We start from the raw sequence: 16,737 nt of genomic DNA on the forward strand, positions 1-16,737 counted from the left end.
CCCGGCCACCCAAACGGGTTGACCGGGCTCTAGCCGTCGGCAGCGAAAACCGACTAAAAATGAAAAAACCCGCCGGCTCCCGCACTTGCTGCGGGGCCAACGGGCTTAGTGGCGAACCGGTCGAACTGCATTCCCACCCGAATTCGAACCGGTTGCACCGGCGGCTGCTAATGCAAGAAGAGCAGCTCGCGGTATTTTACCAGCGGCCAATCTTCATCGGCCACCAGAAGTTCCAATTTGTCAACCTGCCGACGAATAACGTCGAACAGCGGACGAATAGTTGCGCCGTAGACCAGGGCCCGCTCGCGCGTATCCTCCAGCTTGTTGGCTTTTTTCCGTTCGTCAATCATCTCCCCCACCGTGTTTTTGATGGTGGCGATGCGCCGCGAAATTTCCTTGATGGAGTCCACCGTTACCTGCGAGTACTCGTCATCGAGGCCCAGTTCGCGCAAGCCGCGCACGTTTTGCACGAGCTTGTTCTGGTAGGCTACCGCGGTCGGAATAATGTGGTTTACGGCCAAATCCCCCATCACGCGGCTCTCGATCTGCACCCGCTTGATGTAATCCTCGAGGAGGATTTCGTGGCGGGCGTGCAGTTCAACGTGCGAATATATACCCAAACGCTCGAATAACTGCGAAGAGGCGTCCGTCACGAAGGCGTCGAGGGCCGGCGGCGTGGTCGGCACGTTCGACAAACCGCGGCTGGCGGCCTCGTCCTTCCACTCGTCGCTGTAGCCGTTGCCCTCGAAGCGGATGGCTTTCGAGTCAATCACGTACTGGCGTAGCACGTCGATAATGGCCATTTCCTTTTTGCGGCCGGTCTCGATCAGCGCGTCCACTTCCTTGCGGAACACGTCCAGCTGGTCGGCCACGATGGCGTTGAGCACGGTCATGGCCGAGGAGCAGTTGGCCGACGAGCCCACGGCGCGGAACTCGAACTTGTTGCCGGTGAAGGCGAAGGGCGAGGTGCGGTTGCGGTCGGTGTTGTCGAGCAGGATGGGCGGAATCTTGTCGATGCCCAGCTTCAGGTACAGGTTGTCGCCCTTGTCGAGCGGCAGCTTGGCGTTGCGCTCCAGCTCGTCGAGCACTTCCGACAGCTGCTTGCCCACGAACACCGACATGATGGCCGGCGGCGCTTCGTTGGCGCCGAGGCGGTGGTCATTGGAGGCCGAGGCAATGCTGGCGCGCAGCAAATCGGCGTGCTGGTGCACCGCCTTCACCGTGTTGATGAAGAAGGTGAGGAACTGCAGGTTTTCCTTGGGCTTGCGGCCGGGCGAGAACAGGTTCACGCCGGTGTCGGTGCTCATTGCCCAGTTGTTGTGCTTGCCCGAGCCGTTGACGCCCGCGAAAGGCTTCTCGTGCAGCAGCACTTTCAGGTCGTGCTTGTCGGCCACCTTGTCCATGACGTCCATCAGGAGCTGGTTGTGGTCGATGGCCAGGTTGGCGTCCTCGAAGGTGGGGGCGCACTCGAACTGGTGCGGGGCCACTTCGTTGTGGCGGGTGCGCAGCGGAATACCCAGCTTGTTGCATTCCTCCTCAAACTCCAGCATGAAGGCGTGGAAGCGGGGCGGAATCGAGCCGAAGTAGTGGTCTTCGAGCTGCTGGCCCTTGGCCGGGGCGTGGCCGAACAGCGTGCGGCCGGTCATCAGCAAATCGGGCCGGGCCGAGTACAGCGCCTTGTCGACCAGGAAGTACTCCTGCTCAATACCCAGCGTGGTGTTCACGCGCTGCACGTCCTTGTCGAAGTACTGGCAGATGGGCAGGGCGGCGCGCTCCAGGGCGGCCAGCGACTTCAGCAGCGGGGCTTTGTAGTCGAGGGCCTCGCCGGTGTAGGCCACGAAGATGGTCGGAATGCACAGCGTTTTGGCGCCGGCCGTTTCCAGGATGAAGGCGGGGGAAGTCGGGTCCCAGGCGGTGTAGCCGCGGGCCTCGAAGGTGTTACGGATGCCGCCGTTGGGGAACGACGAGGCATCGGGCTCCTGCTGCACCAGCGCCGAACCTTTAAAGTTCTCGATGGGGCGGCCGTCGGAGTTCAAATCAAAAAACGAGTCGTGCTTTTCGGCGGTGGCGCCCGTCAGCGGCTGGAACCAGTGCGTGTAGTGCGTGGCGCCCTTGCTCATGGCCCAGGTTTTCATGGCCCCGGCCACGGCGTCGGCGACCGAGCGCTCCACCGGCTGGCCCTGCTTGATGGCCGCCTGCAGCTTCTTGAAATAGTCGCCCGACATGGTGGCGCGCATGGCCTCCAGGTTGAACACGTTGCGACCAAAGGATTCCGAACGACGTTCGGACGAAGTGACCGGCACCGGCTTACGCTGGTCGACCAAATTCAAAGCACGAAAACGGAGGGTTGCCACGAAATGGGGAAAGGTTAGAAAAGCGGGGAAATGCTTTTGATAGGGCCAAAGGTAGAAGCGAAACTTATTTTTCACAAGTACCCCCTGTTTTTTTAGGGCCTTTTTCGACGAAGCAAACGTTTTCATCGACCATACCCCCTAAAATAATTACCACTCCGGCGGCCGAACCGCCTGAAAACCCGCCGACCAACCGCCCGCTACCAGCCGCGCCGAGCGGGGCGTATTCGGCGGCACGGGCGCGGCCGTTACCTTTGCGGCTTCGCACTCCGCCCGTGAGAAACCGCTTTCATTACCAGCCGCGCTATTTTCTGTTCTGGCTGCTGCTGTTCGCCCTCGGGCGGGCCGTCTTCCTTCTCTACCACTACGCGCAGCACACGGCCACCCTCGACGCGGGTACCGTGGCGCGCACCTTTCTCTACGGCCTGCGCCTCGACGGCTCGGCCGCGGCCTACCTGAGCCTGCCGGCCTTCCTGCTGCTGGCCCTCGGCGGCCTGTTGCCGCGCTGGCGCGGGGCCCGGGCGCTCGGCGCCTACACCGCCCTGGCCGGCGTGGTGGTCGGGCTGCTGACCACCGTCGACCTGGAGCTGTACAAGGCCTGGGGCTTCCGCCTCGACAGCACCCCGCTGCAATACCTCGACACGCCGGGCGAAATGGCGGCCTCGGCCGGCTCGGCCCCCTGGCTGCCGCTTACCCTGATTTTTGGCGCGCTGCTGGCCGCGGGCTACGGGCTTTACCGGCGCCTGCTCGCGCCGCTGCCGCCGGCCCCGGCCTGGTTTCCGCGCTGGCGGGCGGTGCTCGTCGGACTCCTATATATAGCCCTGCTGGTGGTGCCGCTGCGCGGCGGCGTGCAGCAGATTCCGGTGAACCAGAGCGACGTGTACTTCTCCACGCAGTTTCCCTTCGCCAACCACGCGGCCATCAACGTGCCCTGGAACGTGGTGCAGTCCCTGCAGCTGGGCGAGGTGAAGCCGAGCACCACCGTGTATTTGCCCGACAGCACCGCCCGCCGCGTGGTGGCCGAGCTGTACCGCCCCGCGCCCGATTCGGCGCCGGTGCGGCTGCTGCGCGCCCGGCGGCCCAACGTGCTGTTCATCATCCTGGAAAGCTTTACGGCCAAACTGGTGGGCCACCTCGGCGGCGAGGCGGGCGTCACGCCTACCCTCGACAGCCTGGCGCGCACGGGCGTATCCTTCCGCAACCTCTACGCCAGCGGCGACCGAAGCCAGAAGGGCATCGTGGCCCTGCTCAGCGGCTACCCCAACCAGCCTACGACCAGCATCATCAAGTACCCGCGCAAGACCGAGGGGCTGCCCAGCCTGGCCCGCACCCTGGGCCGGCAGGGCTACCGGTCGGCGTTTTACTACGGCGGCGAGCTGGCTTTTGCCAACATGAAGTCCTACCTGCTGGCCGGGGGCTACCAGCGCCTGGTGGAGCGGCAGGACTTCCACCAGCGCGACCAGAACTCGAAGTGGGGCGCCCACGACCACGTGCTGCTCGCGCGCCTGCTGCGTGATTTGCGCCAGCCCCAGCCGGCGCCGTTCTTCGTCACGGCTTTCACCCTCAGCAGCCACGAGCCCTTCGAGGTGCCCATGCGCCCGCGCTTCCCCGGCACCGACCTCGACAATCAGTTTCGCAGCTCGGTGGCCTACACCGACCACGCCCTGGGCCAGTTTCTGCGGACGGCCCGGCAGGAAGCCTGGTGGTCGAACACGCTGGTGGTCATCGTGGCCGACCACGGCCACCCGCTGCCGGGCTGGTCGGCCATTCAGTCGCCGGAGAAGTTCCGGATTCCGCTGCTGCTCACCGGCGGGGCGCTGCGGCCCGACCTGGCCGGCCGCCAGGTAACCACGTTCGGCAGCCAGACCGACGTGGCCGCCACCCTGCTTCCCCAGCTCGGCCTGCCCGCCCGCGACTACGCCTGGAGCCGCAACCTGCTGGCCCCCGACCCGGCCGCGGCGCCCGGCGGTTTTGCCTTCTACTGCTTCACCGACGGCTTCGGCCTGATGACACCCGACGGGGAGCTGACCATGGACAACGTGGCGCACCAGTTGATGTACCGGGCGCCGGCCGTGAAAGACCGGCAGCTGCTCCAGGGGCAGGCGTACCAGCAGGAGTCGTTTGCCGATTTTATGCGGCGCTGAAGCCGTCTTCCGTTTCGTCCGCCTCCGCCCCATGCGCCAGTTGCTCTTCGTCTACAACGCCACCGCCGGCCCGGGCCACGCCCTGCTCGATTCGCTGCACAAGGTCCTCTCGCCCGGCACCTACCCCTGCACGCTGTGCGGCCTCACCTACGGCCTGACCAGCATGCGCCCCGAGTGGAAGGCGTTTCTGCGGACCCTGCCCCTGCCCGCCCGCTTCCTCTACCGCGACCAGCTGCCCGACACGTACCCGGCCCTGGTAGGGCAGCCGCTGTCGGCAGTGTTTATCGAGGCCGAAGCCGGCCAGGTGGCCCCGCTGGTTACGGCGGCGGAAATGCAGCCACTGGATCTGCCGGGGCTGATGGCGCTGCTGCGGGAGCGGTTGGCCCCCGCGGCGTAAGCCGGCATCAGCGCGTTTCGCTTTCCATCAACATGCCCATACGCCCCATCTGGTAGTCGCGCACGGCTTCCATCAGCTGCGTGGTGGTGTTCATCACGAACGGGCCCTGCCGGGCCAGCGGCTCGTTGAGGGGCGCGGCGGCCCCGAGCAACAGAAGCGCGTCGGCCTCGGCCCGCAGCTCGATGGTGTCGCCATCGGCCGCCAGGGGCAGCAGCTCGCGGGCCGCCAGGATCTGACTGTTCGCCCGCACGGAGCCGCGCACCGCGTACACGAAGGCGTTCTGCGGCTCGTCGACGCGCCACTGGTAGCGGCCACCGGCCTGCAGCTGCAGCAAAGCCAGCTGCACCGGGCGCAGGGGCTGCGCCGGCCCGGCGGCCCCCGGCCAGCTGCCGGCCACGGCCGTCAGTCGGGCCCGGCCCTCGTCAGATGCCACCTGCGGCAATAGCTCGGCGGGCAGGCCCTGGTAGGCGGGCTGTTCCATTTTCAGCGCCGCGGGCAGGTTGATCCAGAGCTGCAGCAGCTCCAGCTCGCCGCCCGTTTCGCGCAGTTCGCGCGGCAGGTTTTCGGCGTGAATAATGCCCCGGGCCGCGGTCATCCACTGCACTCCGCCCGCGCCCACCGTCTGCCGGTTGCCGCGGCTGTCGTGGTGCAGCACCGCCCCGGCCAGCACCAGCGTCACCGTCGCAAAGCCCCGGTGCGGGTGCGGGCCGAAGGGCAGCCCGGCGTTGTGGGGCGCCAGCGTGACGGGCCCGATGTGGTCGAGCAGCAGAAACGGGTCGATTTGCTCCAGCGCCCCCACCGGCAGGGCGTGGTGAATGGGCACGCCGTCGAGGTCGGCGGCGCGGGCGGCTTGGGGCGGCTGGGGCGTGCGTAGCGTCATGGCGCAAAACAACTACAGAAAACCCGGCGAATCACACCGACGGGCCGCGAAATCAGGGCGACGCCAGTGACTACCGGGTAACCGGCGGAACCACGACCCCGGCCGGCGTTGTATCTTTGCCGATCCTATGAACACGCGCACCGTTGCCTTTTACACGCTGGGCTGCAAGCTCAACTTCTCCGAAACCTCGGCTTTGGGCCGGCAGTTCGAGGAGCGTGGCTTCGCGAAAGTAGCCTTCGAGCAGGGCGCCGACGTTTACGTCATCAACACCTGCTCCGTCACCGACCACGCCGACCGGAAGTGCCGCAAGGTGGTGCAGCAGGCCCTCAAGCACAACCCCGAGGCCTACGTGACCATCGTGGGCTGCTACGCCCAGCTCAAGCCCCGGGAAATAGCCGAAATTCCGGGCGTGCACGCCGTGCTCGGCGCCGCCGAAAAATTCCGCCTGGCCGAAATCCTGGCCGAAACGGACTTCAGCAAGCCCGCCGCCGGGCAGCCCGGGCAGGTGTTTGCCTCCCCGATTTCCGAGGCCACCGAGTTTCACGCCGCTCATAGCTTCGGCGACCGGACGCGCACCTTCCTGAAGGTGCAGGACGGCTGCGACTATTCCTGCTCGTTCTGCACCATCCCGCTGGCCCGCGGCCACAGCCGCTCCGGCTCGGTGCGGAGCGTGGTGGAGCGCGTGCAGCAGCTGGCCGCCACCGGCGTCAAGGAAATCGTGCTGACGGGCGTGAACCTGGGCGACTTTGGCCTGCAGGGCGCGGAACGGCAGCGCCTCGAAACGTTTACCGATTTGGTAAAAGAGCTGGATAACGGCTCAGATATTCAGCGCTTTCGCATCAGCAGCTGCGAGCCAAACCTGCTCACCGACGACATTATCCGCGCAGTGGCCGCCTCGGAGCGGTTTATGCCGCACTTCCACATTCCGCTGCAGTCGGGCTCCAATAAAATCCTGGGGCTGATGCGCCGCCGCTACCGCCGCGAGCTGTACGCCGAGCGGGTGGCCCTCATCAAGGAGGTGATGCCCCACGCCTGCATCGGCGTCGACGTCATCGTGGGCTTCCCGGGCGAGACGGAAGCCGATTTTCGGGAGACATACCAGTTTTTGAACGAGCTGCCGATTTCCTACCTGCACGTCTTCCCCTACTCCGAGCGTGACAACACCCTGGCCCCGACCCTGCCCGGCCGGGTGCAGGACCGCGTGCGGCACGAGCGCACCACGCAGTTGCGCAGCCTTTCGGAAAAGAAAAAGCGCTTTTTCTACGAGCAGCACCGCGGCCTGGAAACCACCGTGCTCTTCGAAGACGACCTTGGCCCCGATGGCCGCATGGAAGGCTTCACCCCGAACTACATCCGGGTGGTGGCCAACTACGACCCGCTGCTGGTGGGCGAGTTGAAGCAGGTGCGCCTTACGCAGATCAACGCCAACGGGCTGATGGAAGCCGAAGAGCTGGGCTTCGAGGTGCTGACCCACTAGGCACCGGTAGAACAAGCTTCCTCAAACAAAGGGCCCGCCCGGATCATCCGGGCGGGCCCTTTGCCTTGTAACCCTGGGCACTAGCGCGGCTGGCGCAGCAGTTCCACCATTTGTTGCAGCATCTTTTGCTGCTCCTGCAGGTGCTGGTTGCGCAGCTCGGCCAGGGCCAGCTGGTGCTGCAGTTGCTGGGCATACAGGGCCGCCTCCCAGTTGGGGGCCGGGGCCGCAACTGGTACGGCAGGGGCTGCGGGTACCTGAACGGTAGGGCCAGGAGCGGCAGCCGGGACGGACTCAGCAGGCAGCACCGGCACGGACGGAGTTAAGTTGGAGCTTTCTTGTTCTTCTAGCGGCAGTGCCGGCACGGGCTTTTCCGCAGTTCGCAGCTGAGGCAAGGCAGGAGGAACGGGCACTACCGGCTTTGCCTCCGGGGCAACAATGTCGGCAGGCGGGGCCTGGCTCTGTTGCGGCGGTTGCACGTCATTATACATTTGGCCAACACCCTGCAAAAGCCAATCCTTTGACACATTTGGGTATACATCAAATACCTTGCACAAAAGGTCAAACCCGGGTTTATTGCGCTCCTCCACAATGTGTTGGATAACCGTAGCCGTTTTATCCAACGACAATGCAAACGCGTTTTTAGAAAGCCCGACTGCTTGGATTAGTTGGGTAAAACGCTGCCCAACGGTTTCTACATTTGCCATATACCCAAATGGTTTTTATAAAACAAATGTACAAACAAAATCTATCTTATTTCCCCTTGCTGTTTTTTCCTGCGCTGGCCTTCCGAGCCACGACTAGCAGCAACCCTTTGGGCTGCACCCGCTCGTAAGGAAAACGGTACGTTTCGTCGGGAAGAAACTCGAAGTCGAGGCGCGCCATGCCCACCGGATGAAACAGCAGCAACTCCTGCGGCGTCAGCGCGAATTCCAGGTGGTCGGGGAAATCTTCGTCGGGTGCGGCCAGATCCTCGGCCAGGCCGCGGGCGGGCGCGGCGTTCCAGTTGGCGAGCTGGTACAGCTCCGCTACGTGCGCCACCGCGGCTGAGTCGCCGTAATTGGCGGCTACCTGCGCCAACTCATTCCGCAGCCGCCGGCTGACGGCCGCCCGCAACCGGCGGCGCAGCCGGACCGGCGAATCAGCCAGCAGATCGGTTACGCTAAGCAGGTTGCCGGTGCGCAGATCGAATGTGAGATGCTGGGTCGCGGGGTCGTTGAGCCCCTGGTAGTAGCGCTGAAACTCGAACGACAGCAGGTAATCCTGGTTGAGCAGCACCGCGTACTCCAGCTCGGTCAGCCCGTCGCCGCCCGCGCGCCAGCGTTCCGTTTCCTCGTCGTAGCAGCACTCGCGGGCGGCGGCGACCAGTTGCCGGCGCGGGCTGGCCCCGGAGTTTTCTAGTCCGTGCTGCTCCGCAACCAGCCGCAGCAACTCCCGGTTGATGCGCCGGGCCACGGCCGCGTTGGGCAGCTTCACCTGCGGCACCTGAAAGCGGGCGGCCGGGCCGGTGGTAGCTACGGGCGCAACGGTGGCCTGGCTTCCTGGGGCCACCTGGGCCTGAGACTCTGCCCCGCTCAGCAGCGCGGCGGCCAGCCACGCGCACAGCACTTGTTTCATGACCGGACTACTCGTAGCGCAGCGCCTCGATGGGGTCCAGGTCGGCGGCCTTGCTGGCCGGGTAATAGCCCGAGGCCAGGCCCACGGTGATGCAGATAATCAAGCCCACCGTCATCCACAGCCAGGGCACCAGAAAGCCCCCCTCGCCCACCAGCAGCGACACCGCGTTGCCGGCCGAGACGCCGAGCACAATGCCGAAGGCCCCGCCCATCACGCAGATGACAATGGCCTCGATCAGGAACTGCTGGCGGATCTGCAGGGAGGTGGCGCCGAGGGCCTTGCGCACCCCGATTTCGCGGGTGCGCTCCGTCACCGACACCATCATGATGTTCATCAGGGCGATGCTGGCGCCGAGCAGGGTGATGAAGCCCACCACGAAGCCGCCGATGCGCAGGCTGCCCGACATGGTATCGAGCTTGCCGGCCAGCGAGTCGCTGCTTTCCATCTCGAAGCTGTCTTCCTGCCCGAGCCGGTCGTGGCGCACGGCGCGCATCAGGCCGCGGGCCTGGTCCATGGCGAAGGGCAGGTTTTCGGGCCGGGCCACGGCCGTTTTGATGTCGTAGGTCAGGGCCTGCTGCCGGGGCATCTGGTTGCCGGTGCTCAGCGGGATGAGCACCATGCGGTCGGCGCCGCCCCCGCCGCCCATACCCGAGCCGCTGCGCTCCAGCGTGCCCACCACCAGGAAGCGGCGGCCCAGCAGGTACACGTACTTGCCCAGCGCTGCGGACTGCGAGCCGCTGCCGAAGAGCTTTTCGCGGATTTCGGCCCCGATAATGGCCACGCTGCCGCCGCTTTCCAGCTCCTGCTGGGAGAAGGTGCGGCCCGAGGCGAGGTTGTAGCTTTGGTTGAGCAGGTAGTTTTCGTCGCCGGCCACCACGTTGGTGTTCGGGTTGGTTTCCTCGCTGCCGGCCTTCACCTTCACCGCCCCGCGGATAAAGGCCGAAAGGCCCACCCGGCCTTCGTCGCCGAGCTGCTGCTTGTACTGGGTGGCCTGCAGGTAGCTGATGGCCGGGTAGGTTTTGCCGCGCACCCCGCCGCGCCGAAATTTATTGGAGTAGCCCTTGGCCTCGATGTCGAAGGAGTTGGCCCCGAGGCTGGCAAAGGTGGAGTTCAGCGAAGCCTTCATGGCGTCGATGGCGGTGAGAATGCCCACCAGGGACATAATGCCGATGCTCACGATGAGTGCCGTCAGGACGGTACGCAGCAGGTTACTTTGAATGGAACGGAACGCTTCGCGAATGTTTTCCAGCAAATGCATGCCTACCGGGTCAAAAAAGCCAACAAAACCAACCACTGGCCGCGGGGCAGCAACTGCCCAATCAGCCCGCCGAAAGGTAACGGCTTTGGGGTAAACCTGTAGGCGTTTGCCTACATTTGTTTGGCTGGCTTCCGGCCCACCGCGCGCCGGCCGGGCCGGGCGCTGCTTGGGCCCGGCCGGCGCCCCGGCGGAACGCCCGGCCCGCCGCCGCCGTTCAGGGATGCAACGAACCGGCCGCTCCCCCCTTCCTTTGCTTTGTGATGCGTAGTGTTTTTAATCGTGTGCTGACCGGCGGGCTCTTGCTGCTCGCCACGCTGCTGCCCGCGGCGGTGCGCGCCAGCGAGATTCTGATTCCCATGGACGAGGCCCAGAAGGAGCACCTGAAGGCTTACGGCGCGGCCTACTGGCTGCTGACCAAGGACGTGGAGGTGGACTGGCTGCTGAACTACCGCGGCGGGGCCTTTGCCTGCCCGGCCATGCAGGGCATGGAGCAGGAGCTGGCCATCCGCGGGATAAGCTACCAGGTTATCAGCGACGCCCAGTACGCGGGCGTCCTGAGCCAGATAGCCGACCCCAACGCCAACATGGACGTGATGAAGCTGGAGAAGGCGCCCAAGATTGCCGTGTACACGCCCAAGGGCAAGCAGCCCTGGGACGACGCGGTGACCCTGGTGCTGACCTACGCCCAGATTCCCTACACCGAGATTTACGACGACGAGGTGCTCGACGGCAAGCTCACCAAGTACGACTGGCTGCACCTGCACCACGAGGACTTCACCGGGCAGTACGGCAAGTTCTTCGCCTCCTACCGCAACCGCCCCTGGTACCAGCAGCAGCAGCGCGACTCGGAAGCCGCCGCCAAGCGCCACGGCTTCGCCAAGGTGTCGCAGATGAAGGGCGCGGTGGTGACCAAGATGCAGGAATTCGTGGCCGGCGGAGGCTTCCTCTTCGCCATGTGCTCGGCCACCGACACCTACGACATTGCCCTGGCCGGCCTGGGCCTCGACATGGTGGAAGGCATGTATGACGGCGACCCGGCCGACCCGCAGGCCCAGCAGAAGCTCAACTACAACCGCACCCTGGCCTTCAAGGACTTCCAGATCGTGCGCGACCCGTACCAGTACGAGTACTCCAACATCGACATGCAGCCCATCGAGCGGGGCGTGGGCGAAGACAACGACTACTTCCAGCTCTTCACCTTCTCGGCCAAAAACGACCCGGTGCCCACCATGCTCACCCAGGACCACGAAAAGACCGTGAAGGGCTTCATGGGCCAGACCACGGCCTTCCGCAGGTCCCTGATCAAGTCCGACGTGCTGGTGCTGGGCGAAAACAAGGGCTCGGGCGAGGTGCGCTACATGCACGGTGAGCTGGGCAAGGGCACCTGGACCTTTTTCGGCGGCCACGACCCGGAGGACTACCAGCACTTGGTGGAAGAAGAGCCGACGGACCTTTCGCTGCACCCCAACTCCCCGGGCTACCGCTTGATTCTGAACAACATCCTGTTTCCGGCCGCCAAGAAGAAAAAGCAGAAGACCTGATATTACCTTCCGCTATAGCTATATATTTCCGGGCGTTTGTATTCCCTTATCTCCCCTATCACCGCATGACTCGCCTGCCGATACATTGCCTGGCTACGGCCGCGCTGCTAGGCCTGCTTCTGCCCGCTGGACTAAGCTCCTGCGCCAACGAAACGCCACTGGCGCCGCAGACGCCGACCCCGGTGCCGGACATCACCGGCACCATCCGGCCGGCCGGGGCCGCCACCGTCACCGTCGCTGATACCCGGGGCCTGAGCCGGACCGTCAAACCGGACACGACCACGGGCGTTTTTACCATCAGCAACCTGCCAATTGGCAATTACACGCTGGCCTTCACGCCTTCGCCGGGCTACAACCGCCCGGCCGAGCGGCTCACCAGCACCGTGCGCGGCCTCACCACCGACATCGGCGTGGTCACGCTGCAGGGCAATGGCACCGTTTCGCGGGGCGGCGGCAGCTGGACGGCCAACGGCAGCAGCTACACCGGTTTCTTTGCGACGGGTGCGGTATCGCCCGTCACCGGCCACGCGTCGGTCTACCTCTCCACGCTGGCCCAGGGCGGCGGGGAGCTGGTAAAGCTTGCCTGGGACGGCAACTTCCGGGGCCTTGGCACCTATTCGTTTGGCGTTGCACCGGGTCAAACTATTGCCGGGTACAGCAACCCGGCGGCCACGTACGGCGGCCTGGGACTGGCGTACTGGACGAGCCCGGCGGCCGGGTCCGTTACCGTGAGCCGGTTCGACGCGGTCAATGGTATCCTGGCCGGCACCTTCAGCTTTCAGGCGGCCGGCTCCAATCAAACCCCAGGCAGCCAGACGGTTGCCGTTACCGCCGGCAGCTTTTCGCTGCGCTACGTTCCGCGGCAATAACCGCCGGCCCGGCGCCGGCGCCAACTCCTTTGTGCGGGGCCGGGGGCAACCTGATCCTCAACCGCACCACGTTTTCGCCTCGAACAGCTTCGGGGCCTGGCCACCGCACGCGGCCGGTGCAGGCATCCCTGCACCGGCCGCGTGCGTTTGAATGGGCTGCACCCTTCCCAGCCCGCATGGATACCAACCACGTCAACTACGGACTCGCGCTCAGCGCCGAGGAACAACAGCCCATCGAAGACACGCCCAACCCGCTGCCGCGGGCGGTGCTACGCCTCAACAACGTGATGCTGCTCGACGGAGAGTGGCGCTTCGCCCTCGACGCCGACGACGCAGGCCTGAACGAGAGCTGGTACCTCGGGCGCGACTACGAGCACCGCGCCACCTGGCCCGGCTCGGTGGAGATGCACCTGGCCGAAGCCCGCGGCCTGAGCGACCCGGCCCGCTGGCACGACCAGGTGGTGGCCTGGTACGAGCGCGAATTCACCGTGCCGGCCTGCGCCGAGCCCGGCGGCCGCTGCATGTACCAGCTCACCTTCGGGGCCTGCGGCTACGAAACGCGGGTGTGGCTGAACGGCCGCCCGCTGCGCACCATCGAGGGCGAGGACGTGCACTACGGCGAGTACACGTCCTTTTCCTTTGAGCTGGACGAGAGCCTGCTACTGCCCGTCAACCGCCTCACCGTGCGCATTGCCGACACGATGGACGCCGAAACGCCGCGCGGCAAGCAGGAGTCGCACGTGTACAAGCGCGGCGGCATCTGGTACCAGACCTACACCGGGGCCGTGCGCTCGGTGTGGCTGGAAGTGGTGGAGCGCAACCGCCTCCGCTCCCGCGTGAGCGTGGTAAGCCTGGTGGAAGACCGGCTGGTGCGCTTCAACGTGGCCACCCGCATCCACGACCCGGGCCAGTACACGCTGCGCCTGCAGGTGTTTGAGCGCCCCAACGGGCATAGCCCCGCCACCGAGCCGCTGGCTTCGTCGGACTTCCCGCTGCGGCTGGAAGCGGGCCAGAAACAGCAGCGCGTGGTGCTGGAAGTGCCCGGCGCGGAGCTTTGGTCGCCGGAGCACCCGCAGCTCTACCGCCTGGTGGCCGAGCTCATCGACGAGCACGGCTACGCGGCCCGCATCGAGGCGCAGTTCGGGCTGCGCAAGATTGAGGCGCGGGGCCGCTACGTGTACCTCAACAACGAGCCCACCTACCTCGACGGCATCCTCTACCAGCCCGGCACGGCCAGCTACGAGGAAATTCGGCGCCACTTCCGGGCCATGAAGGAGCTGGGCTGCAACCTGGTGCGCGTGCACATTGCCGGCGTCGACCCGCGCATCTACCAGCTGGCCGACGAGCTGGGGCTGCTGCTGTGGGTGGAAGTGCCCAGCCCGCACTCCTCCACCCCGCGCAGCCGCCAAAACCACCGCGCCGAGCTGCTGCGCATGCTGGCCCTGATGGAAACGCACCCGTCCATCGTCATCTGGAGCCTCTACAACGAGGACTGGGGCGCCCAGGACATTGCCTCCAACGCCGCCACCCGCCGCTACATCATCGAGACCTACCACTACATGCACCTGGAGCACCCGCAGTTCCTGGTGGTCGATAACGACGGCTGGCAGCACATTTCCTGGGAGGGCCGGCTGAAATCGGACCTGCTCACGGCCCACCTCTACACGCCCGCCCTGGACCGCTGGCGCGAAGTGCTCGATCAGCTCACCGCCGGACAAATGGACGGGGTGGCGGCCTTCCCGCTGGTGGTCGGCGACCCGTTTTTCTACCGCCACCAGGTGCCGCTCATCGTCAGCGAGTGGGGCGGCTTCGGCTTTCCCGACTACGGCGGCCCGCAGGACGCCGACGCGCGCACCGAGCAGATCCGGCAGTTCAAGCACGAGCTGCGCCAGCGCCCCATTGCCGGCGACGTGTACACCCAGGCCACCAACATCGAGGATGAGCGCAACGGCCTGATCGATCCGCAGACCGGGGAGCTGTCGGTGCCGGCCGGGCTGCTGGACTCGCGCACCAAGCCCGAGGCCTCACCTGACCCGCCCATGCCCACGGTGTAAGCGGCAACTTCCGGACGATTGGCAACGCGGCCCGTCGGCGGCCCTCGGGCATGGGCCGCCGACGGGCCGCTTGGCAGATACTATTCCCCCGGCAATAGCCCGGGGCTGCCGGCGTACCGGAGGTTCGTGTTTTATCTTCCCAATCGACTATGCTGGGGGTTTTCCGCTCCCTGAACCGGCCTATTCGACGCCAGCCTGCACGCCACCGCCACCTCTTGCGCGCTTGCCCCGTCGCGTCGTTGAGCAGCGGCGGCCGCAGCGGCCGGGATGCTTCACCGGACGGATGCCAGATCGAGCAGCAGGCACAACACACTCACAATGAACCTATAATACTACCGCTTCATGCGCAGCGTCGCGGCTACTTTGCGAAAGTCTGCCAACGGATCAGCAGCCGGTTTGACTACGGCGGGTTTGCGGCCCTTTGCGGGGGGCGTGGGCCTGGCCGCCGCAGCCGGCGCGCCGAACACCACGCCGTGGAAAATCAGCGTAGCATCCTCATCGGTGCGGATGAGCTGGTAAAAGCCCGGGCGCCGTCCGCGCAGGTTGCTACTGCCGCTGACTTCGTAGCCGTAGGCCGGACTCGGGGGCAGCTGCCGCTCCTGGCTCTGCAGAAGGGCGCCGGGCGTAGTCAGGGCCTGGGCCCGGCGCAGCAGCCGCTGCCGGGCTTCGTCGGGCGGCGTGGGCGGCAGCACCTGCACGGTGAAGCGCGTGGCGAAGGTATCGGGCACGGCCCCGGCGCTGCCGGCTGGCCCGAACACGTAGGTTTTGTCGGCGGGGCGCACTTCCAGAAGCTGGTAGGGCGTGCCGGCCAGGCTGATGACGAAAGGCGCCAGCTCCAGCGGCGGCACCTGGCCCCGGGCGTCGTAGTAGCCGCCGAGCAGCATCTGCCGCAGCTCGGCTTCGGCTGCCGCGTCGCTGTCGGGGTACAGGCCGAAGACCAGCGTGAAGCCGACCGAGTCGCCGAAGGCCAGCACCATCAGGTCTTTGCCCGGCTCCAGGCTGGCGCCCTGGCCGAACACGGCCGGGTAGCCGTTGAACTGCAGCTCGTGCTGCTGCACCTGCGTGGCGCGCTTGGCCAGGTACTGCTCCACCACCAGAGTGCGCACTTTCAGGAAGTTGCCCTCGGGCACGCGCAGCACTTCCAGCAGGGAGCCGTCGGGTCGGGCCAGGCCGTTGAGCGACTCTTCGGCCACGTAGCCGGGGGCAGCCCGCACGTAAAACGTGGAGCCGGGCACGCGCCGGTGCCGGGCCGTGAGGGTGCTGCGCACGGTGTCGGGCAGGGCCGCGGGCGCCGCGGTGCCGGCCGGCGCTTCCTGGGCTACAGCCGCCTGCCCGAAACCCAGTAGCCACAGCAGGCCAGGTAGCCAGCCGCCAGGTAGTTGCAGCCAGCGCCGCGCCGCCCGCCGCTTAGTGCATCCGGTCATCCCGCACCGGCAGACTGGTCACGATGTCGCCCTCGATTTTGAGCAGCTCCTGCAGGCGGGTGTCCACTTCCTGCGGGTCGCAGTATTCCTTGGCCAGGTCCACGTAGGCCACGAAATGGCCCGCTTCGGACACCATCAGCTCGTAATAGAACTTGCTCAGCTCCGCGTCGGGAATGTGCTTCCAGAGCAGCTTGAACCGCTCGCAGCTGCGGGCCTCGATCAGGGCCGATACCAGCAGCTGGTCCATGAGCTGCCGCTCGCGGGCCCCGCCGCGGCGCACGTGCTTGAGCAGCTCCACCACGTACTCGTCGCGGCGCGGGCGGCCCAGCGGCAGATTGCGCTTGCGCAGCTCCTGCAGCACCCGCTCGAAGTGGCTCCACTCCTCGGCCACCAGCTCGGTCAGCTCGTCGACGAGGCGGGTTTTCTCGGGGTAGCTCACGATCAGCGAAATGCCGGTGCTGGCTGCTTTCTGCTCGCAGTAGGCGTGGTCGACGAGGATGTCGCCGATGTTCTTGCTGGCAATATCGACCCAGCGCGGGTCGGTGTTGAGCTTGAGCTTGAGGATGGTTTTTTCGCGCTGCTGGGCTACCTCGGCCGAGGGCAGTGCGGCGTGATGATCGGACATATCGGGGATTGTCAAATGGCTAAATGGTCAAATTACCGGCCGCTCTTTACTTGAAGCTATTGTTTAGCATACAAGAATGAACAGCCAACAAGTTAATCATTTA

13 protein-coding genes are annotated in these 16,737 nt (G+C 65.7%); 6 read left to right on the top strand and 7 right to left on the bottom strand.

Translation table 11 applies throughout. From position 1 onward, the window contains the following. Positions 1-167: 167 nt before the first annotated feature. Positions 168-2,354, bottom strand: a complete 2,187-nt coding sequence (locus DLM85_RS04955; protein WP_111477508.1) for a glutamine synthetase III family protein — start codon at positions 2,352-2,354, stop codon at positions 168-170. Positions 2,355-2,626: 272 nt separating this feature from the next. On the opposite strand from DLM85_RS04955, the gene DLM85_RS04960 reads away from it, so the two are divergent. Further along, positions 2,627-4,495: an LTA synthase family protein gene (locus DLM85_RS04960; protein WP_111476933.1), complete on the top strand. Its 1,869-nt coding sequence runs from the start codon at positions 2,627-2,629 to the stop codon at positions 4,493-4,495. A gap of 31 nt (positions 4,496-4,526) precedes the next feature. Beyond that, positions 4,527-4,892, top strand: a complete 366-nt coding sequence (locus tag DLM85_RS04965) for a hypothetical protein (RefSeq protein ID WP_111476934.1) — start codon at positions 4,527-4,529, stop codon at positions 4,890-4,892. A 7-nt stretch (positions 4,893-4,899) separates the two neighbouring features. On the opposite strand, the gene DLM85_RS04970 is transcribed toward DLM85_RS04965, so the two are convergent. After that, positions 4,900-5,772 (bottom strand): pirin family protein, encoded by an 873-nt coding sequence (locus DLM85_RS04970; RefSeq protein ID WP_111476935.1) that lies wholly within the window; start codon positions 5,770-5,772, stop codon positions 4,900-4,902. A gap of 127 nt (positions 5,773-5,899) precedes the next feature. On the opposite strand from DLM85_RS04970, the gene mtaB reads away from it, so the two are divergent. Further along, positions 5,900-7,249: a tRNA (N(6)-L-threonylcarbamoyladenosine(37)-C(2))-methylthiotransferase MtaB gene (gene mtaB / locus DLM85_RS04975; protein ID WP_111476936.1), complete on the top strand. Its 1,350-nt coding sequence runs from the start codon at positions 5,900-5,902 to the stop codon at positions 7,247-7,249. A gap of 80 nt (positions 7,250-7,329) precedes the next feature. Here mtaB and DLM85_RS24955 read toward each other — a convergent pair whose 3' ends face one another. Genes DLM85_RS24955 through DLM85_RS04990 form a run of 3 tightly spaced genes read right to left on the bottom strand, consistent with a single transcriptional unit; the run spans position 7,330 to position 10,121 of the window. After that, complete coding sequence (locus tag DLM85_RS24955) at positions 7,330-7,953, bottom strand: helix-turn-helix domain-containing protein (RefSeq protein WP_133256906.1); 624 nt, start codon at positions 7,951-7,953, stop codon at positions 7,330-7,332. Positions 7,954-7,999: 46 nt separating this feature from the next. After that, positions 8,000-8,863, bottom strand: coding sequence for a hypothetical protein (locus DLM85_RS04985; RefSeq protein ID WP_111476938.1), 864 nt, complete (start codon positions 8,861-8,863; stop codon positions 8,000-8,002). 7 nt (positions 8,864-8,870) lie between these two features. Beyond that, complete coding sequence (locus tag DLM85_RS04990; RefSeq protein WP_111476939.1) at positions 8,871-10,121, bottom strand: ABC transporter permease; 1,251 nt, start codon at positions 10,119-10,121, stop codon at positions 8,871-8,873. Positions 10,122-10,381: 260 nt separating this feature from the next. Here DLM85_RS04990 and DLM85_RS04995 point away from each other — a divergent pair, with 260 nt between their 5' ends. From DLM85_RS04995 to DLM85_RS05005, 3 genes are all read left to right on the top strand, one after another. Next, entirely contained in the window at positions 10,382-11,662 is a 1,281-nt protein-coding gene (locus DLM85_RS04995; protein ID WP_111476940.1) for an asparagine synthetase B, read from the top strand. Between the two features lie 65 nt (positions 11,663-11,727). Then, positions 11,728-12,531, top strand: coding sequence for a carboxypeptidase-like regulatory domain-containing protein (locus DLM85_RS05000; RefSeq protein WP_133256907.1), 804 nt, complete (start codon positions 11,728-11,730; stop codon positions 12,529-12,531). A gap of 176 nt (positions 12,532-12,707) precedes the next feature. Then, positions 12,708-14,585 carry a glycoside hydrolase family 2 protein gene (locus DLM85_RS05005; RefSeq protein WP_111476942.1) on the top strand — a complete coding sequence of 626 codons (1,878 nt, stop codon included), beginning with the start codon at positions 12,708-12,710 and terminating at the stop codon, positions 14,583-14,585. 332 nt (positions 14,586-14,917) lie between these two features. Here the strand turns inward: DLM85_RS05005 and DLM85_RS05010 are convergent, their stop codons facing one another. Continuing rightward, a complete protein-coding gene (locus tag DLM85_RS05010; protein WP_133256908.1) occupies positions 14,918-16,009 on the bottom strand; it encodes a hypothetical protein in 1,092 nt (363 codons plus the stop codon). Further along, positions 15,993-16,634, bottom strand: coding sequence for a MiaE family protein (locus tag DLM85_RS05015; protein WP_111476944.1), 642 nt, complete (start codon positions 16,632-16,634; stop codon positions 15,993-15,995). Before DLM85_RS05015 ends, DLM85_RS05010 begins: the two co-directional genes overlap by 17 nt. Positions 16,635-16,737: the final 103 nt, after the last annotated feature.

The organism is Hymenobacter edaphi (assembly GCF_003258365.1).
In the GTDB taxonomy this organism is placed as follows: domain Bacteria; phylum Bacteroidota; class Bacteroidia; order Cytophagales; family Hymenobacteraceae; genus Solirubrum; species Solirubrum edaphi.